19 protein-coding genes are annotated in these 22,455 nt (G+C 62.2%); 12 read left to right on the top strand and 7 right to left on the bottom strand.

Annotated elements, in window-relative coordinates:
• Window positions 1–8: 8 nt before the first annotated feature.
• A complete protein-coding gene (locus BM026_RS06580) occupies window positions 9–4,172 on the bottom strand; it encodes a DUF6543 domain-containing protein (RefSeq protein WP_139217543.1) in 4,164 nt (1,387 codons plus the stop codon).
• Between the two features lie 174 nt (window positions 4,173–4,346).
• On the opposite strand from BM026_RS06580, the gene BM026_RS06575 reads away from it, so the two are divergent.
• The gene (locus BM026_RS06575) at window positions 4,347–4,769 is read left to right on the top strand and encodes an NUDIX hydrolase (protein WP_093527712.1); all 423 of its coding nucleotides are present in this window, start codon (window positions 4,347–4,349) and stop codon (window positions 4,767–4,769) included.
• A 10-nt stretch (window positions 4,770–4,779) separates the two neighbouring features.
• Here the strand turns inward: BM026_RS06575 and metR are convergent, their stop codons facing one another.
• Window positions 4,780–5,697 carry a transcriptional regulator MetR gene (gene metR, locus BM026_RS06570; RefSeq protein WP_071488687.1) on the bottom strand — a complete coding sequence of 306 codons (918 nt, stop codon included), beginning with the start codon at window positions 5,695–5,697 and terminating at the stop codon, window positions 4,780–4,782.
• Window positions 5,698–5,879: 182 nt separating this feature from the next.
• Between metR and BM026_RS06565 the strand changes: the two genes are divergently transcribed.
• The 5 genes from BM026_RS06565 (at window position 5,880) to BM026_RS06545 (ending at window position 9,430) form a co-directional block, all read left to right on the top strand.
• Complete coding sequence (locus tag BM026_RS06565) at window positions 5,880–6,899, top strand: alpha/beta fold hydrolase (RefSeq protein WP_093512291.1); 1,020 nt, start codon at window positions 5,880–5,882, stop codon at window positions 6,897–6,899.
• A gap of 55 nt (window positions 6,900–6,954) precedes the next feature.
• The gene (locus BM026_RS06560; protein WP_092241034.1) at window positions 6,955–7,608 is read left to right on the top strand and encodes a DsbA family oxidoreductase; all 654 of its coding nucleotides are present in this window, start codon (window positions 6,955–6,957) and stop codon (window positions 7,606–7,608) included.
• 123 nt (window positions 7,609–7,731) lie between these two features.
• Window positions 7,732–8,652, top strand: coding sequence for an arginase family protein (locus BM026_RS06555; protein WP_092241036.1), 921 nt, complete (start codon window positions 7,732–7,734; stop codon window positions 8,650–8,652).
• Complete coding sequence (locus BM026_RS06550) at window positions 8,649–9,029, top strand: DMT family transporter (protein ID WP_016977488.1); 381 nt, start codon at window positions 8,649–8,651, stop codon at window positions 9,027–9,029. Before BM026_RS06555 ends, BM026_RS06550 begins: the two co-directional genes overlap by 4 nt.
• The gene (locus tag BM026_RS06545) at window positions 9,026–9,430 is read left to right on the top strand and encodes a DMT family transporter (protein ID WP_093119465.1); all 405 of its coding nucleotides are present in this window, start codon (window positions 9,026–9,028) and stop codon (window positions 9,428–9,430) included. The genes BM026_RS06550 and BM026_RS06545 overlap by 4 nt, the downstream gene beginning before the upstream one ends.
• Window positions 9,431–9,434: 4 nt before the next feature.
• Here the strand turns inward: BM026_RS06545 and BM026_RS06540 are convergent, their stop codons facing one another.
• Together BM026_RS06540 and BM026_RS06535 are read right to left on the bottom strand one after the other, a co-directional pair.
• The gene (locus BM026_RS06540; RefSeq protein ID WP_092241038.1) at window positions 9,435–10,301 is read right to left on the bottom strand and encodes a fatty acid desaturase family protein; all 867 of its coding nucleotides are present in this window, start codon (window positions 10,299–10,301) and stop codon (window positions 9,435–9,437) included.
• Window positions 10,302–10,356: 55 nt separating this feature from the next.
• Window positions 10,357–11,127: a MipA/OmpV family protein gene (locus BM026_RS06535; RefSeq protein ID WP_092241040.1), complete on the bottom strand. Its 771-nt coding sequence runs from the start codon at window positions 11,125–11,127 to the stop codon at window positions 10,357–10,359.
• Between the two features lie 226 nt (window positions 11,128–11,353).
• Between BM026_RS06535 and BM026_RS06530 the strand changes: the two genes are divergently transcribed.
• The 6 genes from BM026_RS06530 to BM026_RS06505 are packed head-to-tail and all read left to right on the top strand — an operon-like array spanning window position 11,354 to window position 18,629.
• Complete coding sequence (locus BM026_RS06530) at window positions 11,354–12,052, top strand: MtnX-like HAD-IB family phosphatase (protein ID WP_093512286.1); 699 nt, start codon at window positions 11,354–11,356, stop codon at window positions 12,050–12,052.
• Window positions 12,045–13,439, top strand: a complete 1,395-nt coding sequence (locus BM026_RS06525; protein WP_071488695.1) for an aspartate aminotransferase family protein — start codon at window positions 12,045–12,047, stop codon at window positions 13,437–13,439. Before BM026_RS06530 ends, BM026_RS06525 begins: the two co-directional genes overlap by 8 nt.
• Window positions 13,436–14,335: an alpha/beta hydrolase gene (locus BM026_RS06520; RefSeq protein WP_256575496.1), complete on the top strand. Its 900-nt coding sequence runs from the start codon at window positions 13,436–13,438 to the stop codon at window positions 14,333–14,335. The genes BM026_RS06525 and BM026_RS06520 overlap by 4 nt, the downstream gene beginning before the upstream one ends.
• A gap of 13 nt (window positions 14,336–14,348) precedes the next feature.
• A complete protein-coding gene (locus tag BM026_RS06515; RefSeq protein WP_093527710.1) occupies window positions 14,349–15,473 on the top strand; it encodes a GNAT family N-acetyltransferase in 1,125 nt (374 codons plus the stop codon).
• Window positions 15,473–17,242, top strand: coding sequence for a sensor histidine kinase (locus tag BM026_RS06510; protein WP_071488698.1), 1,770 nt, complete (start codon window positions 15,473–15,475; stop codon window positions 17,240–17,242). Before BM026_RS06515 ends, BM026_RS06510 begins: the two co-directional genes overlap by 1 nt.
• Window positions 17,232–18,629 carry a sigma-54-dependent transcriptional regulator gene (locus BM026_RS06505; RefSeq protein WP_071488699.1) on the top strand — a complete coding sequence of 466 codons (1,398 nt, stop codon included), beginning with the start codon at window positions 17,232–17,234 and terminating at the stop codon, window positions 18,627–18,629. The genes BM026_RS06510 and BM026_RS06505 overlap by 11 nt, the downstream gene beginning before the upstream one ends.
• Before the next feature lie 122 nt (window positions 18,630–18,751).
• Here BM026_RS06505 and BM026_RS06500 read toward each other — a convergent pair whose 3' ends face one another.
• From BM026_RS06500 to BM026_RS06490, 3 genes are read right to left on the bottom strand one after another with little or no spacing between them, the layout of a single operon-like run.
• Window positions 18,752–19,090, bottom strand: coding sequence for a GlpM family protein (locus BM026_RS06500; protein WP_093527708.1), 339 nt, complete (start codon window positions 19,088–19,090; stop codon window positions 18,752–18,754).
• A complete protein-coding gene (locus BM026_RS06495) occupies window positions 19,090–20,439 on the bottom strand; it encodes a two-component response regulator AauR (RefSeq protein ID WP_093527706.1) in 1,350 nt (449 codons plus the stop codon). Before BM026_RS06495 ends, BM026_RS06500 begins: the two co-directional genes overlap by 1 nt.
• Complete coding sequence (locus BM026_RS06490) at window positions 20,436–22,337, bottom strand: two-component sensor histidine kinase AauS (protein WP_071488702.1); 1,902 nt, start codon at window positions 22,335–22,337, stop codon at window positions 20,436–20,438. The genes BM026_RS06495 and BM026_RS06490 overlap by 4 nt, the downstream gene beginning before the upstream one ends.
• Window positions 22,338–22,455: the final 118 nt, after the last annotated feature.

Raw genomic sequence — 22,455 nt, 5'->3', positions numbered from 1 at the left:
CGGCTTGCCTACAGGCCCCAGGTTTTACGCCGGCTGCCGTGATAGTCGATGATGCCCCTGAGCACGTACACGTCTTTCTCACCGTCTTTCCCGGTTTTCTCGAGCGCCACTCGCCATCGACCGCGCCCGGCGCCTGGGTCCAGTTGCGGCAGATCCACGTAGCTGTAGCTGCCGATTTTCTTGCCGCTGACCCGTCCTCCTTGAATGTCCTGAACGATTTCGTCGATTTTGCTTTTGGCGTTGGCTGGCAGCAGAGACAGTTGGGTTTCCATCAGCTCGTCGAACCTGACGATGTGGGCCGCCCCGTCGCCCGAGGGGGTGACGGCGCTCGGTGGCACAGGGGATTGTGGCCTTTGAGGCAGCCTTTCACCGCGAGGAAGTGGCGGGTGTGCGGGTTGAAATTCCAAAGGCGTTGAGAATTTGGGAATGGTTCTTTCAAATTCTGCGACCGTCACGCTGTCCACCGCCTTGAAACTGGAGACTGCTCCGGTCCTTTCGCCGTGGGACAAGGCAATGTAGGGAATGCCGGCTTTTTTGAAATCGTCTGAAAATGAATCGACGCCGAGCTTCAGTAAAAGCTCACGGCGCCGTTCGGTCCTGAACGTTTCCAAGGCTTCCTGGATACTCGGGGCCTCGAGCAGTTTCTTCAAGGCCTCGTTAAAGCTGATGTTGTGTTGTGTAGCGATGTCCTGGACGATCTTCGTGCGTCCTTTTTCTCTCACAAACGCCTCGAGGGTTTCCTGGCGCCAGGTGGACAAGTGAAACTTATTATCGAACTTGGTCAGGCTGTTCAGCTGTTTCTGGGTGAACGCATAACCGACGAAAGTGGCGCCGGTATCGTGGTCGATAATACTGATCGATGCCCTGATGTGTTTTGAGAAGTCGTCGTTCCGGCCAACGATTCGTTTGATTTTAATAAACAGATTTTCCATCTCCTCGCTGGAGAGGGTGAGTTGTCCGGACAGGAAGTAGGTGGTCTTGTTCAGGTGTGTATAAAGGTTCGCTTCGAATTCAATGTTCAATAACGTCTCGCGCAGTCGCGGCGCGGGAACCCCCCGCTGCCCCCAGACAATGCGGCGGAACGTGGCCTCATCGACACCCAGGCGCTCCAGCGCGTTGTCCAGCAGTCGACGTTTCTGTGACGCGGTCACCTCCTTGAGCATCGCTTCGCCATGGGTAGCAGAGGAGTAGATGCGCATCGCTGCGATCAGGTCATCGTGCACTTGCTGTTCGGCGGTACGCCCCCCGAGAACGCCCAACACCGACCCGCCCCCGCGTGTCGTACGCTCAAAGCGTGGCTTCCAGCTTTTTGCATCGCCCGGCACGACCATGAAATCCGGCTTATTCCCCGTCGGGTGCTTGATAAAGCGCGCACCTTCTTCCACATGGGACGCATACAGGTAATAGCGACCGTCGTTGCCCATCATCGCGACAAATTGCTGATTGCGACTGTCCATGAAACTGGGCGCGCCCATCGCGCGCGACAGTCGAAAATGGTGGGTTTGGGCAAACGCTTCGACGTCAAAAAGAGCGTCGATCGAGTGGGGCAGTCGGTACTCTGCGACATCGACCCAGGCCGGGTCCAGCGGGCGGATCGCGGGTTTGGCGAGAACGATGGAGGCTTTTTTGTCTTCGCCTATTTTGCGGATCAGGCCCGGGATGCTGCGCCCCAACTTCTGCGCGTTGCGCACCCCTCGGACAATGTAGCGATGGGCAAGGCGCCGCAGGGCCTTGAACAGGGACAGTCCGAGGAGGAAATCAGCCACTTCGACGGAAAATAGAAAGCCGTTGACTGCCGATTCGAGGGTAATTTCCGCGTTGGTCCGCGAACGGTAATCGGCATGGGAAAGCTGAAAGCCCAGTTGTGCCGAATACAAATAGGCATGCAGCTCGACGGTGACGGGGGTCAGGGCATAACGGTGCACGCTGCGCGTGTCATTGAACACCCGGGAGAGTTCGCGCACATCGTGCGTGGCCATCCGTTGGCTGAAATAGGCACGCCATTCGGGTTTGGCCTTGAGCGTGTCGAGTTCCGCCAGGCCCAGCACCAATTCCCTGAAGGGCGCATCATCGGGGGCCTCCGGTGTGTAGAGCACGCACACGCCGCCGGGCCTGGTGCCCTTGCGCTGAATGACCAGCACGCCGTTGATCACCTGGCCGCCCTGGCCCCCTTCAAGCCCGCCTCCCATGACCAGGAGATTGACCTCGATATCGAACTGGCCGACCTTGGGCCGGGTGGTGGGGTCGGGATGCTGCGCAACCGCCTGCGCCCAGTCCAGTCCACCGCCGGGTGTCTTGAAAATAAACAGGTCGTTGACAGCAGGATTGAGCCGGCTCTCCAAGGCGTCCTTGCGCATCCTTGCCGCATTCGCGCGCTGCCAGGCGCTGGCGAAAGCGCGGCCTTCACCGTCTGGCGCGAACGCCGCCCTGAGGTACGCCGCGTACTGCTGGCCAATGTCGGCCTGTAGGGCAAGGGCGCGCAGGTCTGCGTTGTCGAGCCTGCCGACTTTTTCTCCTCGCGTGTCGAAAAGATCGGCAGTGGCGGTGATCGTTCTGTGCAATTCATGGGGCGACCACGCATCGATGTTGCGCCGGGCATAGCTTCCCAGGGTGCGCAGGTCCACGACTTCTTTGGCGTTCCAGGTGCCGAAGGTCAGTGTCTGCTCCGTCAACACCAGGGGAATATCGAGCTGTGGGTCTTCGCAGATGTAGACCGTTTCGGATTCGTCGTCTCGATAACCCGTGACCTTGACCGGCATTGACGTGCTCACACGCAGTCGTACCAGGCTCTTGTGGACGTCCAGGTCCACATTGGCGTATTCCGGTTTCTGGCGGCTGAGCACCTTGCGGGTTTCATCCTCCGCGAACGCTGGCAGGGTCGAAATCTGTTCAAGCAGTGGGCGCAGCGCCTCATTGTTGTCGACCAGGGTTGTTTCCAGCTGTCGGTACAACTGCTGGTCCGCCGGGCTGGCCGTGCTCAGCCAGACGGGGTCGTGCGGCGCGACCAGGCGCAGGTTGCGTGCCGCGAGGGCCGCGGATACATCCAGGTGTGGCGCCAGGTCGGCGACCAGAGCGAGCTCACCGGCCAGTGGCAACGTCTGTTGGCGCAGAGCCGCCCGGGTGTTGAAGTACTGCCGTACCCGCAGGGAGCGGACGTGGTCGGCGATCACGTCGGCCTCGATCCGTGCCGGGTCGCTCGCCAATATTGGCGTGTCACTCGCGTGTGCTTGAGCGGCCAGCGGCAGGCTGGCAATCAGGCGTTGGCCCGCGGGGTCGCTGGCGCGCAGACGTGCCGCCACGGTTTCATTCAATCGCGCCAGGTTTTCAAATTCCTCGAAGCCTTCGCCAGGGCTGAAGAGCAGCACGCTGCCAACGGGCGGTGTGCCACCGGTGGCGTTCAGGATGAACGCGGCGGCGAACTCGCTGCCATTGTCCAGCGCCAGCCGGTACACGGCAGGTCTGGGGCCTGTGGGAAACACCTTTTTGCGCGCCGCGGCGGTGGGGTATTTCAATACCGTGTCCGCCAGTGTCCGTGACGCGGCCGACAATGTGCCGTCCAGCGTGCGCAGGGCCAATTGGTGGGCCAGGACCTGCCGGCGCAGGTCGACCAGTCGCTCCTCGAGGGTCGGTTGGTCGCCTTCCCGATCTCTCCAGAATTCATTGAGCTTGACCGTGAAGGCGATTTCCAGCACGCCCGCCAGTGTGGCGGTCGGGCTGGCCGCAGACAGGCGTTTGCCCTCGTCCACGGTACCGCTTTCCCGGTAGAAGGCACCGCTCTCTTGCGTCAGATAAGCCTGCGCGTCAGAGCCGCGTAACCTGGCCAGCAGTGATCCCAGGGGTTCGCTGCCCAGCCATTGTTTCTGGCCCGGTACGTCCTCGCGATAGCGGCTGTAGAAAATGTGGTTGGGATTGATGGGCCGCTGCAAATCAGGAAACAAGGCAGCCAACTGTTGCTGATACACCGTTTCAAGATTCGGCTGTTGCTGGAGCAGTTCGTCGGTCTGGGTATTGAACCTGCCGAGTGCCTGGATAAGCCGCACTTGCTGGGTGTCGCCGGTCTGGTTGGCGGCGGGTACCACCGGCAGGGTCACGGGTTGCGAGAGGTTGGCAGGCCCGTTGACCGGCAAGAGTGGTTCCGGGGCATCTGAGGGGGGAAGCGATGACTGGTACATGGTGAACTCGTATGGAAGGCGCTTGCTGCGCACGGCTGGATCAGAGTTCGGAGTCTAGGGTTGGCGGTTGCACGTGTTGCGGTGCATGTGTGTGGGTGAACGCGTGCCCGGGGGCGATTGCCTGCAACGCAAGCCCATGTGATCCTTGCCGCTTTTGCGCCTGAGGTTTATTGCATGTCCACCATTATCCGCATTGCTGCCGCCCTCCTGATCGGCAGTGATGGCCACACGTTGCTGGTCCGCAAGCGCGGCACCCAGGCCTTCATGCAACCGGGCGGCAAGATCGATGCCGGTGAGCAACCCGCCCAGGCCCTGGCCCGCGAGCTGCACGAAGAGCTGAACCTGCATATCGATCCAGGCCAGGCCTTGTACCTGGGGCACTTCTCGGCACCGGCCGCCAACGAGCCGGGTTTCACCGTGGAAGCCGAGCTGTTCCAGGTGCGGATCGACGTACCGGTGACGCCTGCCGCTGAAATCGAAGAAATACGCTGGATCGATCCCATGGGCGACGGCGGCTTGCATCTGGCGCCGCTGACCCGCGACCTGATCCTGCCGTTCTACCGCGAATCGCTGGTCGGCTGCGCGACGTCCGCTTGATGGGGGGCGGTCAGCGAACCGCGCTGACCCCATCCAGGGTGGAGAACGAGGTGTCCTTGGCCGTCAGCAGGAAGTCGCGCATGTACGGTGCATCCAGCATGTCGGCGCGAATCCCCGCATACAACGTCGCGAACAAGCCTTTCTCGCCGAGGCGCTTGGCTTTCACATAACCACGCGAGCTGTATTCATGCAGCGCCCAGTGGGGCATGCCGCATACGCCACGGCCGCTGGCCACCAGTTGCATCATCATCACCGTCAGCTCCGAGGTGCGCACCTGGGCCGGTTCCACGTCGGCCGGTTCCAGGAAGCGGGTGAAGATGTCCAGGCGGTCACGCTCCACCGGGTAGGTGATCAGGGTTTCGGTCAGCAGGTCCTCCGGCACGATGTACGCCTTGTTCGCCAACGGGTGCTGATTGGCCACGGCCAGCATGGCTTCATAGGTGAACAGCGGCACGTAGGTGATGCCGGGCAACTCGAGCGGGTCGGAGGTGACCACCAGGTCGAGGTCGCCACGGGCCAGGGCCGGCAGCGGCGCGAAGGCGAAACCCGAGGCCAGGTCCAGCTCGACTTCGGGCCAGGCATCGCGGAACTGGTCGATGGTCGGCATCAGCCACTGGAAGCAACTGTGGCACTCGATCGCCATGTGCAGGCGTCCGGCGGTGCCGCCGGCCAAGCGCGCAATATCCCGTTCGGCGCCGCGCAGCAGCGGCAGGGTGGCGTCGGCCAGTTGCAGCAGGCGCAGCCCTGCGCTGGTGAAACGCAGCGGCTTGGTCTTGCGCACGAACAGCGGCATGCCCAGGCGTTCTTCCAGTTCCTTGAACTGGTGGGACAGCGCTGATTGCGTGAGGTGCAGGCGCTCGGCCGCTTCCACCAGGCTGTCAGCTTCGCGCAGGGCGTGCAGGGTCTTGAGATGACGGATCTCGAGCACGGGCTCTCCATGAATACAATTTGTGACGAATCGGGATGACGTGAGTTTGTCTCATGTTGCAATCCGTGTCGACAGTGACCGTTGAGCACTCTTCATCAAACTGTCACGCAACTGTGGCAGCGCGCTTGAACAAACTTCATCAGACTCGCGCTCTACTGGGGTTCTGCGTTTCGGTGTTTTCCATGCGTGTGTTGTTTTTATTGGCCGCCTTAGTGTTCGGCCTGCCGTCTTTTGCGGCTTCTCGATGTGATGTGAATGTCCCGACCCAAATGGTCGACCTGGCTCAGGTGAGCATCGCCTACCAGAGCATCGGCCGTGCGTCCGACCCTGCCTTGCTGCTGGTGATGGGCCTGGGCGGGCAGTTGATCCACTGGCCTGACGAGGTGGTCGTCGCCTTGTGCCAGCAAGGGTTCCGGGTGATCCGCTATGACAATCGAGACGTCGGCCTGTCCACCTGGCGCCAGGCTCCGGCCAATGCCAACCTGACCTTCGAAGTGCTGCGCTACAAACTCGGCCTGCCGGTGGCGGCTCCGTATACCTTGACCGACATGGCCGATGACGCCATAGGCCTGATGGACGCGTTGCAGATCCAGCAATTCCACGTACTCGGCGCGAGCATGGGCGGGATGATCGCCCAGCACCTGGCCGCCATGGCGCCGCAGCGGGTCGAAAGCCTCACGCTGATCATGACCAGTTCCGGCGCCGAAGGCCTGCCGGCGCCGAATGCCGCGCTGGTACAGCTGTTGTCGCGACGCAGCGCGCCGAATCGTGAAGTGGCCCTGGAGCAGCAGGCCGACTTGCTCGCCGCACTGGGCAGCCCGAACGTCAAGGATGATCGCCAGGCGCTGTTGCACCAGGCGGCGCAGTCCTACGACCGCGCCTTCAACCCGGACGGCGTGAAGCGCCAGATCATGGCGATCCTCGCCGAACCGAGCCGCGTGCCGTTGCTCAACCAACTGCGCGTGCCGACCCTGGTGGTGCACGGCACGGCCGACCCGTTGTTGCCGGTGATGCACGGCGTGCACCTGGCGGCGCATATCCAGGGCAGCCAGTTGAAGCTGATTCCCGGCATGGCCCATCGGTTCCAGGAAGCGTTCAAGGCGCCCCTGTTGACGGCCGTGTTGCCGTACCTGCAAGCCCATCGGGAAGATGCGGCGCACTGGGCGCAGATTGACCTGGGCGAGCCTTCGAAGGTGTTGTGACATTGGTGTATCGTGCAACCTTTACGGCGCATTACTGCCAGCGAGGTTGCCTGCCATGAGTACTCCCCTGAAAATCGATTTCGTCAGCGATGTGTCCTGCCCCTGGTGCATCATCGGCCTGCGCGGCCTGACCGAAGCCCTCGACCAGCTTGGCGCCGATGTGCAAGCCGAGATCCACTTCCAGCCGTTCGAACTGAACCCGAACATGCCTGCCGAAGGGCAGAACATCGTCGAGCACATCACCGAGAAATATGGCTCCACCGCCGAGCAATCCCAGGCTAACCGCGAGCGCATCCGCGACATGGGCGCCGGGTTGGGCTTCGCCTTCCGCACTGACGGCCAGAGCCGCATCTACAACACCTTCGACGCGCACCGCCTGTTGCATTGGGCCGGGCTGGAGGGCTTGCAATACAACCTCAAGGAAGCGTTGTTCAAGGCGTATTTCACCGACCGGCAGGACCCGTCCGACCACGCGACCCTGGCGATCATTGCCGAGAGCGTCGGGCTGGATATCCAGCGTGCGGCCGAGATTCTGGCCAGCGACGAGTACGCCGCCGAAGTCCGCGAACAGGAACAACTGTGGATCTCCCGTGGCGTGACCTCGGTGCCGACCATCGTGTTCAACGACCAGTACGCCGTGAGCGGTGGCCAGCCGGCTGAAGCCTTTGTGGGGGCGATCCGGCAGATCATCAGCGAAGCCAAAAGCTAAAGCCGAACGCAGGTCAAAATGTGGGAGGGGGCAAGCCCCCTCCCACATTGTTCTCCATTGGTCTTGAGACAGGTGCTGGCCCGTCCCTTGCATTGACCCCTTAAAGCCTTAGGGGACACTGCCTTGAACATTCTTGACCTCGACCACAGCCTCACCGGCCAGGCACCGATTGCACGGCGCCTGGCCAGTGGGCGCGCCCATCGTATCGACCTGCTGGACCTTGGCCCCAAGCTGCGCCTGTGGTCCACCGAAAAAACCTGGAAGCGCTTCGCCGAACGCCTGGCCCAACGGCCCCGGCCTTCCGACGCACGGCCGGAAATCCTGTTTGTCGGCTCCGGCGATTATCACCACCTCACGCCGGCATTCCTGGCTGATTTGAAAGAGCCCATCAGCCTGATCCACTTCGACAACCACCCCGACTGGGTGCGCTTTGCGCCCAAGCGTCACTGTGGTTCGTGGGTCAATCGCGCGCTGAAAATGCCGGCGATCAAACGCATCGTCACCCTCGGTCCGTGCAGCGACGACCTGCACAACCCGCAACTGCGCGGCGGCAACCTCGGTGCCCTCAAACGCGGGCAATTGCAGCTGTTTCCCTGGCAGCATGCGCCCTCCAAAGTCTGGGGGCGGGTAGGGGACGGCGCTGGCCACCAGCAGCGGGAAAACCACCTGCATTGGCGCAACCTGGCCGAGCTGGACTGGGCGGCGTTCCTTGAGCAGATGATCGACAGCCTGCCCACCGAGGCAATCTGGATCACCCTCGACAAAGACGTACTCGCCAGCGAAGACGCCGCCACCAATTGGGATCAGGGCGGCATGCGCCTGACCCACCTGCTGCAAGCCTTGCGGGCGTTGGCGGCGCGCAAGCGCATCATCGGCATCGACGTGTGCGGCGAGTTCGCCACGCCGGCGTTCAGCAATGCCTTCAAGCGTTGGGAAGCCAAGTCCGACCAGCCGCCGCCCGAACGTTGGAGCCCTGAGGATCTGCAGCGCAATGCCGCGACCAATGAAGCCCTGATTGACCTGTTTGAGGAGCTGTTCCCGTGACCTTGACCGTGGTGTTGCTGGTGGCGTTTTCCATCGTGCTCGATGTGATCGGCCAGCTGTGTTTCAAGATCGGCCTGGACCGTTTGCCGGAGTTGGACGGCGGTTTTCGCCTGAATGCGTTCTGGGGCCAGGTGTTCAATGCGCCGTTGCTGTGGGCGGGGATCGGCGCCTATGCCGTCGAATTTTTCGTGTGGCTTGAAGCGTTGTCCCGAGCGCCGTTGAGCCTGCTGTTTCCGGCGGCCGCGCTGGCGTATTGCGGGGTGGTGCTGGCGGGCAAGGTGGTGCTGGGCGAAACCGTCAGCCGGCGCCGTTGGTTGGGCACGCTGGTGATTACTTTAGGCGTGATGTTGGTAGCGATTGCGGGGAGTCAGGCATGAGTACGCAGATTATGAATAACGGATGGTTGCACGGGCGCCTCGGCACGGTGGTGCTGTGGGCCTTGTTGATCTGCACCGAAAGCGCTGGCCAGTTGTTTACCAAAGTGGCCGGGGATCAACTGGGGCAGATGGATTTCAGTTGGCAGTGGTTGGCGCAAGTGGCGCGCAATCCAGGGATCCTGGCGGCGATTGCCAGCTACATCGGCGCGTTTTTCGTGTGGATGCTGATCCTGCGGCGCAGCAGCCTGTCCCTGGCGTTTCCGCTGAGTTCACTGGTGTTCGTGGTGGTGTTGCTGGGTTCGTGGCTGGGGCTGGGGGAACATATCAGCCCGCTGCACTGGGTGGGGGTGGCGGTGATTATCGGTGGTATCGCCCTCCTGGCAGAGGGCGAAGAAAACTGAGTGCCTAGGGTTTGCGGTGTGCCACCAAAAACCCTAGACCATGGGACACCGGAAGTGTTTTGACCCCTGCCTCCCGCTGCTGCCCGGCAATCTCCCGATGAAACGCCTTCACCTGGGTCCAGTGCATCTTCGGCCGGTAGTGATGCTCGGCGTGGTAGCCGTTGTTCATCCAGATCAGGTTGTACAACACGCTGTAGGAACTCACGCCCCAGGCGATTGGCAGGTCCGGGTTGCCGCCGAAATGCTCGTAGTAGCCATTGAGCGATGACAGGCACTGGCCCAGGTACCAGAACGGCAACAGCCACAGCACCGCCTGCCAGTTGTAGAACGCCAGCGCGATGTAGAACGCCACGGTCACGCCGATCTCGACCTTGACCCAGCGCGCATCGGCCGGGCGTTTGCGCTTCATCTCGTCATAGAAGGGCTTGGGGTCGTCGCGGAAAAAACTCAGGAAGGTATAGGCCCACGGGTTTTCCGGCTGGCCGTTGTGGCCACGCTGGTAGATCGACAGCGGGTCGATGGTCTTGCCATCCGGCCCCGGCAGGTCGGCGTTGCCACGGTGGTGGCGGTTGTGGATATCGCGATAGAGCGTCTGGGAGAAACCGATGGTCACCGACAGCAGCAGGTCGAAGGCCCGGTTCATGGCGCGATGGGTGAAGTAGGCGTTGTGGATCTGGTTGTGGGAGATGCTGTTGATGCTCCACGACAGGCTGACTGCGTAAAGCAGCGCCAGCGGCACCAGGGCCCACCAGCTCAGGTGATGGAAGGCGGCAACCAGCCAGACGACAAACGCGAAATGCGCCAGGCCCAGGGCGATGGGCACCAGGTCCCAGAGCGAGTGATGGAGCAGGCGGTAAGCGGGGCGAGCCATGAAGAGTGTCCTGGAAAAGTGGATTCCAGCACCTTGTTGCAAACCCCAGACCAACCTAATCGAACTTGTAGCTGATGGCCGTCTGCACCTGGCCCTGGTTCACATCGCCGGTCTCTTTGACGATGCTGCTGTTGGCGGCCGATCCCACCAGGTGAATCCAGCTGGCGCTGGTCAGCAAGGACCAGTTGGCAGCCAGGGGAAATTCGAAACTCTGGGTCAGTGTCAGGTTCTGGAAGCCACCGCTGGCGTTGTAGGGACGAAAGCCGGTGGAAGCGGCTTCGTTGTCATCCACGCCAAAAAACGTGTTGGTCTGGCGTGCATCGGCAAAATGCGCGACCAGCCCGCTGCTGCCGATGATCCCACCGCCCAGCGGGTAGCCCAGTTCGCCGCCCAGTTTGCCGAGGGCGCCACTCTGCGAATGCCCACCGCCCACGGCTTGCCCCACTTGCGCGTAGACCCGCCAGAAATCAGCCGGGGCGTACTGGACGAAGCCACCCACCTCGGCCATGTCCGACACATTGCGCAGGCCTTGCAGATCGCCATTGGACGTGCGCCCCGACAGGTAGTTGATATAGGGGCCGGCGGTAAAGCCGTGGGTGTTGAGCGCGCTCCAGGTCAAGCCATCATCGGTGCCCAGGCTGACGCTGCCCCAATCCAGGTCCAGGTAGGGCACGGGGCGGACTTCGTAGCGGCTGGCGGTGGGGTCATGGGGTTGATAACTGATGCCTGCGCCCACTTCACCGGTGATTCCTTCGGCCAGGGCAGCGTTTGAAAAGCTCCACAGGCCAAGCAAACCGGCGAATGCAGCGCATGTGATCCTGTACATGGTCAGGTTCCTTGATTGATTACGTGCGCATGAACGCGCGAAGGGCCCGCTTCACGCAAGCACTCATCTTGTTTGTAGCAAGCTACAAAAATTGTAGCTTCGACGACACATTACGCCCTCGATACGCGCCAGAGCCCCAGCCCTGCTGGGTGGTGGCCAGTTGGCACAGTCCCTGCTCTACCTCTGGTGCAAGCGCACACAGCGCGCTCCTCCAAGGTAAACAACGATGATCCAGTGGCATATCGTGTGTGACTTCGACGGGACCATTACCCCCACCGATGTCATCGACAACGTCCTCCAACGCTTCGCCGGCCCCGAGTGGGAAACCATCGAACAGGAATGGCTGGATGGGCATATCGGTTCACGCGAATGCCTGAGCCGCCAACTGGCGCTGATCAAGGCCACACCTTCCGAGCTGCTGGCGTACTTCGACAGCGTCGAGATCGACCCGGACTTCCCCGACTTCGTCGACCACGTCATGGGACTGGGTGCGACCATCGAAGTGGTCAGCGACGGCATCGAGCAGGGCATCGCCCGCATCCTGTCGCGCAACTACGTGACCTTGCTGCCGATCCTTGCCAACCGCCTGCGCCAGGTCGACCAGAACAGCTGGCGCATCGATTTCCCGTATGCCAGCGACGCCTGCCGTGCCGCTTCCGGCAACTGCAAGTGCAAGTCCACCCCACGCAGCAAGCGCGTGCTGGTGATCGGCGACGGCAAGTCCGACATGTGCGTGGCCTCCACCGCCGACTTCGTGTTCGCCAAGGGCAGCCTCGCCAAGTACTGCGAAGCCAACGACATTCCTCACGCACGCTTCGACACCTTTGCCGAACTGCCTGCATTGCTGGCGCTGCTGCCTCAGGGCATCGCCGCCAACGCCACCACCTTTACTGCTGACAACCAGGAACTCTTCCATCATGTCTGATATCCGTATCGCTACCGCCGAAGACCAGATCCTTCTGGACAAAGAAGCCAAGTATTGCTCCTACGGCGACACCGTTCACTACATCGAGCCGCCGCGTATTTTCAGCCGTTGCGAAGGCTCCTACGTGTGGGACACCGAAGACCAGGCCTATCTCGACCTGCAAATGTGGTACTCGGCGGTCAACTTCGGCTACGCCAACCCGCGCCTGAACAACGCGTTGAAACAGCAGATCGACACGCTGCCGCAAATCGCCAGCCAGTACCTGCACAAGGGCAAGATCGAGCTGTCGGAAATGATCGCGGTCGACGCCAAGAAGAAATTCGGCCTCGACGGTCGCGTGCACTTCAACGTCGGCGGTTCGCAGTCCATCGAAGACTCCCTGAAAGTGGTACGTAACGCCACCAACGGCAAGAGCCTGATGTTCGCCTTCGAGGGCGGCTACCACGGGCGCACCCTGGGTGCTTCGTCGATCACCTCCAGCTACCGCTACCGTCGCCGCTACGGCCACTTCGGCGAGCGCGCGCAGTTCATCCCGTTCCCGTACCACTTCCGTGGCCCCAAAGGCATGACCAAGGAAGAATACGGCAGCCACTGCGTGCAGCAATTCGCCCGCCTGTTCGAGACTGAATACAACGGGGTGTGGGACCCGAAAGTCGGCTCCAGCGAATACGCCGCGTTCTACGTCGAGCCGATCCAGGGCACCGGCGGCTACGTGATCCCGCCGATGAACTTCTACCGCGAGTTGAAGCACGTGCTGGATCAACACGGCATCCTGATGGTCTCCGACGAGATCCAGATGGGCTTCTACCGCACCGGCAAACTGTGGTCGATCGAACACTTTGACGTGCAGCCGGACGTGATCGTGTTCGGCAAGGCGCTGACCAACGGCCTCAACCCACTGGGCGGCATCTGGGCCCGTGAAGAGTTGATTAACCCGAAGATCTTCCCGCCAGGTTCGACCCACTCCACCTTCGCCTCCAACCCGTTGGGCACGGCGGTAGGCCTGGAAATGTTCAAGATGACCAACGAGATCGACTACGGCGCGATGGTCATGGCCAAGGGCAAGTTCTTCCTCGAAGGCCTGCAGGACCTGCAGAAACGTTTCCCGATCATTGGCGATGTCGACGGCCTGGGCCTGGCGCTGCGCTGCGAAATCTGCGCCCCGGATGGTTTCACCCCGGACAAGGCGACCCTGGACTACATGGTCGAAGAAGGCATGAAAGGCGACATGGTGGTGGACGGCCAGAAACTCGGGCTGATCCTCGACGTGGGCGGCTACTACAAGAACGTGATCACCCTGGCACCGTCCCTGGAAATCAGCTATCCGGAAATCGAGCTGGGCCTGAAGCTGCTCGAGCAACTGCTGGTGCGGGCGACCAACCGGTGAACAGCGTCGGGATCGACCTCGGTGAAGGTGATGCCGGTTTCGTTCTCGGTGACGGTCCGGTCGGGATCCTGTTGATCCACGGCCTGACCGGCACCCCGACGGAGTTGCGCCAGGTCGCCAAGGGCCTGGCCAAGGTGGGCAATTGCACGGTGTACGTGCCCACCCTGGCCGGGCACTGCGGTGACAACAGCGACCTGCAGGCCACGGGCTGGCGGGACTGGTACGAAGGCGTGCGCAAGACCTTCGTGGGCGTGAAGCAACGCCACGCGCAGGTGTTTGTCGGCGGCTTGTCGATGGGCGCGGTGATGTCGATGTACCTGGCGTCGGAGCATCCGGGCCAGGTGGCCGGTTTGCTGATGTATTCCACCACGCTCAAGTACGACGGGTGGAGCATCAACAAAATGGCGTTTATCACGCCGTTGCTCATCCGTATCCCGTTCGGCGTGCGCCTGTTCCGCTTTACCGAGAAGCCGCCCTACGGCATCAAGAATGAACGCCTGCGCGCCATCGTTGAACGGCAGATGAAGGAAGGCGAAAGCAGCGAGGCGGGCCTGTTGACGATGGAGGGCGTGACGGTGCGTGAATTGCACTGGATGAACGCCGTGGTCAAGAAACGCATGCCGTCGATCAACGTACCGGCGCTGGTATTGCACTCCATCGAGGATGACATCACCAGCCGCTGGAACGCCGATTACGTGGAACGCCACCTCGGCGGGCCGGTGACCAAGATCCTGCTGGACAACTGCTACCACATGATCACCGTCGACCTGCAATACCGCCGGGTGATCGAGTTGAGCGCCGATTTCGTCGAACAACACACCTCCGCCATGGGCACCAGTTCACTTTGTGGCGAGCCCACTCGATACAGCAAGCCCACTCTCGGCCATAGACTCTGACAAAGGACACGATGTGATCACCGCCCAAGCCTTCCCGACCATCCGGGCTATCCAGCGCAGTGCCTGGAACGACTGTTTCCCGGGTGCCCTGGAGGACTGGGACTATTACGTCGCCGTGGAAAACGCCGCCATTGATGATTTCCAGTGGCGTTATCTCGCGGTTTATCAAGATGGAACGCTGGTGGCCGTGGCGGCCGCGTTCATCACGCATTATCGCCTCGACACCACGGTGTCGGGCGCCGGCAAGCGCTTGACCGAACGTGTCGAGCGATTGTGGCCGGGGCTTTTGCAGCTGGGGCTGTATGCCCTCGGATCGCCGGTGGCCGAACGCTGCGACGTGGGTTTCGCCAGCAGCGTGCCGGACGCCCAGCGTCCGCTGTTGCTCAAGCACCTGCTGGGCGCCGCCCGCCAGGATGCCGATGACTTCGGCATCGGACTGGTGGCGGTCAAGGATGCGCCGAGCAAGGACCCGCATTGGCTCCAGAGCTGCCGCGCGGCAGGCTTCCAGAGCATGCCGAGCTTGCCCACTGGTGTGTTGCCGCTGCCGTACGGCTCGGTGGATGCCTACCTGGGTTCGCTGGGCAAATCCACGCGCAAGGACCTGCGCCGCAAGCTGCGTGCGCCGGGGCCGCGGGTGGAGTGGCGGCGCAATATCGACGACGTGCTGCCCGAGGTGATGCGCTTGTACGAGGCCACGCTCACGCGTGCCGAGTTGCAGTTCGAACGGCTGCCCGCCGGTTACTTCACCGGTGTGCTCGAACGCCTGGATGAGCGCGCGGTCTGTGTTCTTTACTGGGTGGACGAGCAACTGGTGGCGTTCAACCTGGTGCTGGTCGACCAACACCGGCTGGTGGACAAGTTTTTCGGGCATGACGTGGCGTTCACCCGCGACTACAACCTGTACTTCCGTAGCTGGCTGACCAATGTCGACTACTGTATTCAACACAATATTGCCGTGTATGAGTGCGGCCAGGCCGGGTATGCCAGTAAGCTGCGCCTGGGCTGCGAGTTCCAGGGCAACAGTGTGTTTTTCCGTCACCGCAACCGGCTGGTCAACGGCCTGCTCAAGCTTGTAAAACTGTTTATTCGACCGGACCGTTCCGACCCTGCCATGGCTGCTGCGATAAGCGAAACCTGATGATCACCAAGACCCGCCAGAAAGCCCGCCCCTTTGCCATTTCGCGCTGGAGCGTCCAGCGCAAGCTGGTGCTGGCGTTCTGGTTGGTCAGCGTGATTCCTACCATGATCGCGGCCGAGCTGGCCGCGACCACGCTGTCGCAGATCTTCGACAGCAACGTGCGCATCTGGCTGCAGGAGTCGACCAAGATCGTCAAGGACGAAATCGGCGACATCCTTCACGACAACGCGCGCATGGCCAAATTGTTCCTGCGCTACACCAGCCCGCCGTCAAGCCGGCAAGCCGCCAAGCACGACCGCCTGACCGCCGACATTGCCGACGCTACCGACATCGACGTGGTGGCGCTGATTCGCGCCAGCGACCACAAGGTCGAATTCAGCACCGCCTCCGATGACATCGTCAAACAGATCAACCTGACCAGCAACGCGGTGTTGCAGACCGTGCAGGTGGCCGGGGTGAATACCGGCCTGGTGGTGTCGACCTTCGAAACCAGCCGTGACGGTGTCGACTACCTGTTGCTGGTCGCCACCTACCTGGACAGCAGTTTCCTCACCAGCGTGGCCGATGTGCATTCCCTCGACCTGCGCCTGTACCTGGCCAACCCCGACGGTTTTTCCGAGATCTTCTCGACCCAGCGCTTCGTGGATCACCCCTCGCGCATCCCCAAGAGCGTCGAAGCGGCGATGCGCAGCACCCGCCAGCCCAGCGAGCAGTTCACCAACAACTACAGCGGACTGTACTGGCCGATCTTCAATGATGCGGGGGATTTGCAGGGCGTGATTTTCAGCGGCCTGCTGCGCCACACCAGCCTGGTCGGGCTGGTCAACCAGAGCAACCTGTTCGTGCTGATCTTCCTGCTTAGCTCGGCCTTGTCGCTGGCGGCCGGGGTGCTGGTGTCGCGGCGCCTGACCAAACCGCTGCGCGACCTGTCCCAAGGTGTGGACGCGGTGATTTCGGGTCACTACGAACACCGTGTGCCGGTCAGCGGCGGCGATGAGCTGGCGCAGTTGAGCAGCACCTTCAACCATATGACCGAGCGCCTGGGCGAGTTGCATTACCTCGAGGCCCAGTTGCGCCGACGCGATCGCCTGCACGCCCTGGGCGAAGTCGCCATGGGCCTGGCCCACGAGATCCGCAACCCGCTGGGCATCATCAAGACAGCCACGCAACTGTTGCATCGGCGTGCCGATCTGCCGGAAACCGACAAGCGTCACCTGGAATACGTGGTCAGTGAAGTCAGCCGCATCAACGACCTGATCACCGAGTTTCTCGACTTCGCCAAGCCCAACCCGCCGCTGCGCGTGTTGCAACCGGCGCGCGCGCTGGTGGACGAGATCCTCGGCTTCTGCGCGCCGGAACTGGCCACCCATGCGATCGATGCGCATGTCGATGACCAGGCGCCGGGAGCGACCATCTATGCTGACGCCAAGCAGCTCAAGCAGGCGTGTCTCAACCTGATTCTCAACGCCGTCGACGCGATGCCCGAAGGCGGGCGGCTGACGTTGGGCATTCGTTCGGTGGACGACAACACAGTGATCAGCATCGCCGACACCGGCCAGGGCATTCCGGCGGACATGATCGAACGTATCTTTACCCCGTTCGTCACCACCAAGGCCTCGGGCACCGGGCTGGGCCTGGCCAAAGTCTATTCGATCATGGAAAGTCACGACGGCAGCATCGAATGCGCCAGTGAAAAAGATGCTGGCGCCACGTTCAGCCTGTACATTCCGGCGATGGGCGAAGACGACGAGGACAGTCATGACGCATAACATTCTGGTAGTCGACGACGAACCCAAGCTCTGCGACCTGCTGGCGTCGGCCCTGGGCCAGAACAACGTGCAGGTGTTCATCGCCGGCAACGGCCTGCACGCGCTCAAGGTGCTGGAGCAGGAAGACATCGACCTGGTAATCAGCGACTGGCGCATGCCAGGCATGGACGGGCCGGCGCTGCTGGCCGAGATCAAGGTGCGTTACCCCCACGTGCCAGTGATCGTGATGACTGCCTACAGCACCGTGAAAAACGCCGTGCAGTCGATGCGCAATGGCGCCTACGACTACATCGCCAAGCCGTTCGATATCGACGAGCTGGACATCACCGTGGCCAAGGCCCTGCAGTTTCGCGACATCATGCGCGACAACGCGCGCCTGCGCGCCGAACTGGACGAGCATGCACAGTTCGACAGCCTGGTCGGCGACAGCCCGGCGTTTCGCAAAGTGCTGCAGGCGGTGGACTCGGTGCGCGACAGCAGCGCCACCATCCTGCTCACCGGCGAAAGCGGCACCGGCAAGGAAATGGTCGCCCGCGCCATCCACAAACACGGCAGCCGTGCCGACCAGCCGTTCGTGGCGGTCAACTGTGCGGCGATCCCGGAAGGGCTGCTGGAAAGCGAAATGTTCGGCCATCGCAAAGGCGCGTTTACCGGCGCCGTGGCCGACCGGGTAGGGCGTTTCCAGCAGGCCGACAAGGGCACGTTGTTTCTCGACGAAGTGGGCGACATGCCGTTGGCGTTGCAGGCGAAGATCCTGCGTGCATTGCAGGAGCGGGTGATCGAACCGGTGGGCGACCCGCGCGAGCGCAAGGTGGACGTGCGGGTGATTGCCGCCACCAACAAGAATTTGCTGGACGCGGTGGCCAACAAAGAGTTTCGCGAAGACCTGTATTACCGCCTCAACGTGTTCCCGATCCCATTGCCGGCCTTGCGCGAGCGGGTGGAAGACATCGCGCCGTTGGCCCGCCACTTCGCCCACACCCTGAGTGCCACCGCCGGCAAACGTATCACTGGCTTCAGCCCGGAAGCCTTGCAGGCCATGGCTGCGTATCACTGGCCGGGCAATATCCGTGAACTGCAGAACTGCGTGGAGCGCGCGACCATCGTGGCGGCGTCACCGGTAATCGAGGATATCGACCTGCCGGGTTACCTGTTTGCATCCAAACCGAGCGAGGGCGGTGTGACGGCGATCCTCAGCGATGGGCCGGGCATTCCCCAGGACCTGGATGCGGCGCTGGCAGAGGTGGAGAAGGCCTATATTCTGGCAGCGTTGCAGGAGAGCAATGGCGTGCAGGCCGCAGCGGCGGCGAAGATCGGGATTTCCGAGCGCAGTTTCTGGTATCGCCTGAAGAAGCTGGGTATCCAGGTCGACAAGATCGTCCGCTGACTCAACCGGGATAAAAATGTGGGAGGGGGCTTGCCCCCGATTGCAGTGGGTCAGACAGCTTTTCTGTCTCTGATACACCGCCATCGGGGGCAAGCCCCCTCCCACATTTGAGTTGTGGTGTGTCAGGTATGAAGACGTACCCATACCGTGACCAACACCGTCGCGGCCATCAACCAAGCCACGGCAGCCACGGCGAGTGATGCTTCCAGCCGCATCCGATCGACCATCACATACAAGGTCGCCAGGTACACAAAATACGGAATGATCGACCACATCCCGAACAGGATCGTGGTCTTCAAGTCGTCTACCGAGCGCCCTTTGCCGACGATGTAGTGGGCGATCAACGCAAAGGTCGGAAACAGCGGCACCAGCCCTGCGATGTAATAGTTCCTGGTCTTGGCCAGCGCCGCCAGAATCAGTACCACTGCCGCGCCGAGGGCGGCCTTCAATAGCAAGTCCATCAGTGACTCAACCCGTACTTCTTGACCTTGTCGAACAGCGTGGTCTTGGCCATCCCCAGTTCCTGGCTGGCCTGGGTCAGGTTGCCGCCGCTGCGTTGCAGTGCATCGTTGAGCAGGTTGCGTTCGAAGGCCTCCACTGCCTCGGTAAAGGCCAGCCCCTGGCCGCCGCTGCCGGCGCCGCTTTTTTTGAAGGCGGGCAGGCCGAGGGCGAAGCGTTCGGCGACGTTGCGCAATTCGCGCACGTTGCCCGGCCAGTCGTGGCTCATCAGGCTCGACAGGGTCTGGTTGTCCAGCTCCGGCGCGGTGCGGTCGAAACGCAGGGATGACTGCTGCAGGAAGTGTTCGAACAGTTGCAGGATGTCTTCGCGACGCTCGCGCAGGGGCGGCAGTTCCAGGGTCACCACGTTGAGACGGTAGTACAGGTCGCTGCGGAACTGGTTGGCGCGGCTCAGTTCGTCGAGGTCGGACTTGGTGGCGGCGATCACCCGGCAATCCACTGCGACACTCTGGTTCGACCCCAGGCGTTCCAGAGTGCGTTCCTGCAATACCCGCAGCAACTTGATCTGCAGGTTGATCGGCATGCTTTCCACTTCATCGAGGAACAGCGTGCCTTCGTGGGCGTGTTCGATCTTGCCGATGCGGCGCTTGCCGGCACCGGTGAAGGCGTTGGCTTCGTGGCCGAAAATCTCGCTTTCGAAGAGGTTCTCCGGCAGGCCGCCGCAATTCAGGGCGACAAACTGGTGGGCGTGACGCCGGCTGAAATCATGCAGGCAGCGCGCGACCAGTTCCTTGCCGGTGCCGGTCTCGCCTTCGATCAGCACGTTGGCCGAGGTGTCGGCGACGTTGGCGATCAGTTCGCGCAGGTTCTGCATGGCCGGCGAACGGCCGATGATGCGGCCTTCCAACGAATCGCGCTCGGCCAATTGGCGGCGCAGCGACCAGACTTCCCGCGCCAGCCCGCGCTGCTCCAGGGCGCGCCGGGCGACGTCGACCAGGCGTTCGGGGGAGAAGGGTTTCTCCATGAAGTCATAGGCGCCGTTGCGCATCGCGCCGACCGCCATGGAAATATCGCCGTGCCCGGTAATCAGCACCACCGGCAGGCTTTTATCCAGGGCCTTGAGGCGGGTGAGCAGCTCCAGGCCGTCGATGCCCGGCAATCGGATATCGCTGATCACGATGCCGGCGAAGTTTTCGCTGATGCGCTTCAAGGCTTCTTCGGCACTGCCCACGCCGACGCTGGGAATATCTTCCAGGGCCAGGGCTTGCTGGCAGCCGAGCAACACGTGGGGGTCGTCTTCGACGATCAGCACGGTGAGGTCTTCTTTAACGGCGGTAGCGTTTGTATTCATGTCGACTCAGCTTGTTGAGTGCCCGCCAGCGGCAGGCACAAGACAAAGGCCGTTCCACCACTGGCCGGGTGTTCCACGGCGAGGTTGCCGCCGGTGGCCGCCGCGAGGCTGGCGGACAGCGTCAGGCCCAGGCCCAGGCCTTGCTCGCCGGGCTTGGTGGTGAAGAACGGTTCGAACAAATGCTTGCGCGCCTCGGGATCGATGCCGTGGCCATTGTCGCGCACTTGCAGGCGGTATTTGCCCTCGCTGCTGCTGCCCTCCAGCCACAATTGCGGCGCCGGTTGGGCTTGCATGGCGTCGAGGGCATTGCCGATCAGGTTGACCAGGATCTGTTCCAGGCGCGTCTGGTCGATTTGCAATTGGGCGTGGGAAAAGTCGCGGTGCAGGGTCAGTGGCAGGCTGTCCAGGCGTGCGCCGAGCACCTGGAACGCGGCGTCTACCGCTTTGGCCAGGCTGGCTTCGCCCTGGTCGTCTCCGCGACGGGCGAAGGAGCGCAGGCTGGCCGTGATACGGCCCATGCGGTCGATCAGTTCATTGATGGTCTTGAGGTTGGCGCTGGCGGTATCCAGGGCGCCGCGCTCCAGGAAACGCACGGTGTTGCCGGACAGGGTCCGCAGCGCGGCCAGTGGTTGATTCAATTCGTGGGCGATGCTGGTGGACATCTGGCCGATGGCCGCCAGTTTGCCGGCCTGCACCAGTTCATCCTGGGCACGGCGCAGGGTTTCTTCGGCCTGGCGCCGTTCGCGGATCTGGCCCTTGAGCCGTTCGTTGCTGGCGCGCAGGTCGGCGGTGCGCTCGGCGATCCGTCGTTCCAACTGGCTGTTGGCTTCCTGCAAGGCTTCCCGTGCGGCGAGGCGGGTGGCGATGACTTTGCGTCGCTCGTTCCAGGCAATCAGCAAAAACGCCACCAGGCCAAACGCAACGGCCACCAGGATGCCCTGGTTGATTGCGGCGCGGCGCAGGTCGTTGAGCGGAGTGAGCAGGGTGAAATTCCACGGCGTGTCGTTGAGCGGACGGGTCTGCGCCAGGTAGCTGACTTCGTGGGCGTCGTTGACCACTTCGCTGTTGGCTGGGAAGGTCAGCTTTTCGGTACCTTCGTTGAGGCGCTCGCGGGCCAGGGGCTCCAGCTCGTTCAGCGTCGCCCAATAATATTGCAGGCTGTGGGCCAGGCGGTCCTTGGTGTCATCGCTCAGCGGGCGCACGGCCTTGAGGCGCCGGGCCGGGTCACTGGAGAGGATGATGATACCGTTTTCGTCGCTCACGAACGCTTCGAGGCGTGCGCGTTGCCAGCGCTCTTCGAGGGCTTCGAGGCGTACCTTGACCACCGCGACGCCGATGATCTTGCCATGCTCTTCCAGGCCGTGGGCCAGGTAGTAGCCGGGTTCGCCGTTGGTGCTGCCGATGCCGTAGAAGCGACCTGGCTGGCCCCGCACGGCGTTCTGGAAATAGGCGCGGAAGGACAGGTCTTCACCCTGGTAACTGTCGGCATCGCGCCAGTTACTGGTGGCCAGCACGCGGCCGGTGGTGTCCATCACGTAGATGGCCCGACTGCGACTGCGTCGGTTCAGGCCTTCGAGGTAATCGTTGACGGTCTTGCGGGTTTCCTGGTTCGGGTCGGCCAGCAGCGTGGAGACGCTGGACTCCAGTTCCAGCAGGCTGGGCAGGTAGGTGTATTTGCTCAGCTCGCTTTCGACGGTGCGGGCATGCAACTCCAACTGGCGTTCGCCAGTGTCGCTGAGGGTGCGGATGCCGTAGTACTCACTGACCCAGAAGCCGATGAAACCCAGGCCGATCATCAGGGCGATGATCAGTGGCGGCAGGAACAGTTGGCGTATCAGGCGTGGTTTCACGGCAAGTGATGGCGGTGCGGCGCGAAATTGGTTGGGGTCGCATTTCATCACAGATGCCTTGGGTCAACCAGTTGTGCTGATGGTGCTTATTCTGTGGCGAGCGGGCTTGCCCCGCGTCGGGCTGCGCAGCAGCCCCAAAATCAGGTACTGAGAGATGCCTGATACA

The organism is Pseudomonas sp. NFPP24 (genome assembly GCF_900112095.1).
In the GTDB taxonomy this organism is placed as follows: Bacteria; Pseudomonadota; Gammaproteobacteria; order Pseudomonadales; family Pseudomonadaceae; genus Aquipseudomonas; species Aquipseudomonas extremorientalis.
Note: the sequence above shows the minus strand (reverse complement) of the source record. Positions and strands in the feature narration are given on the sequence as shown.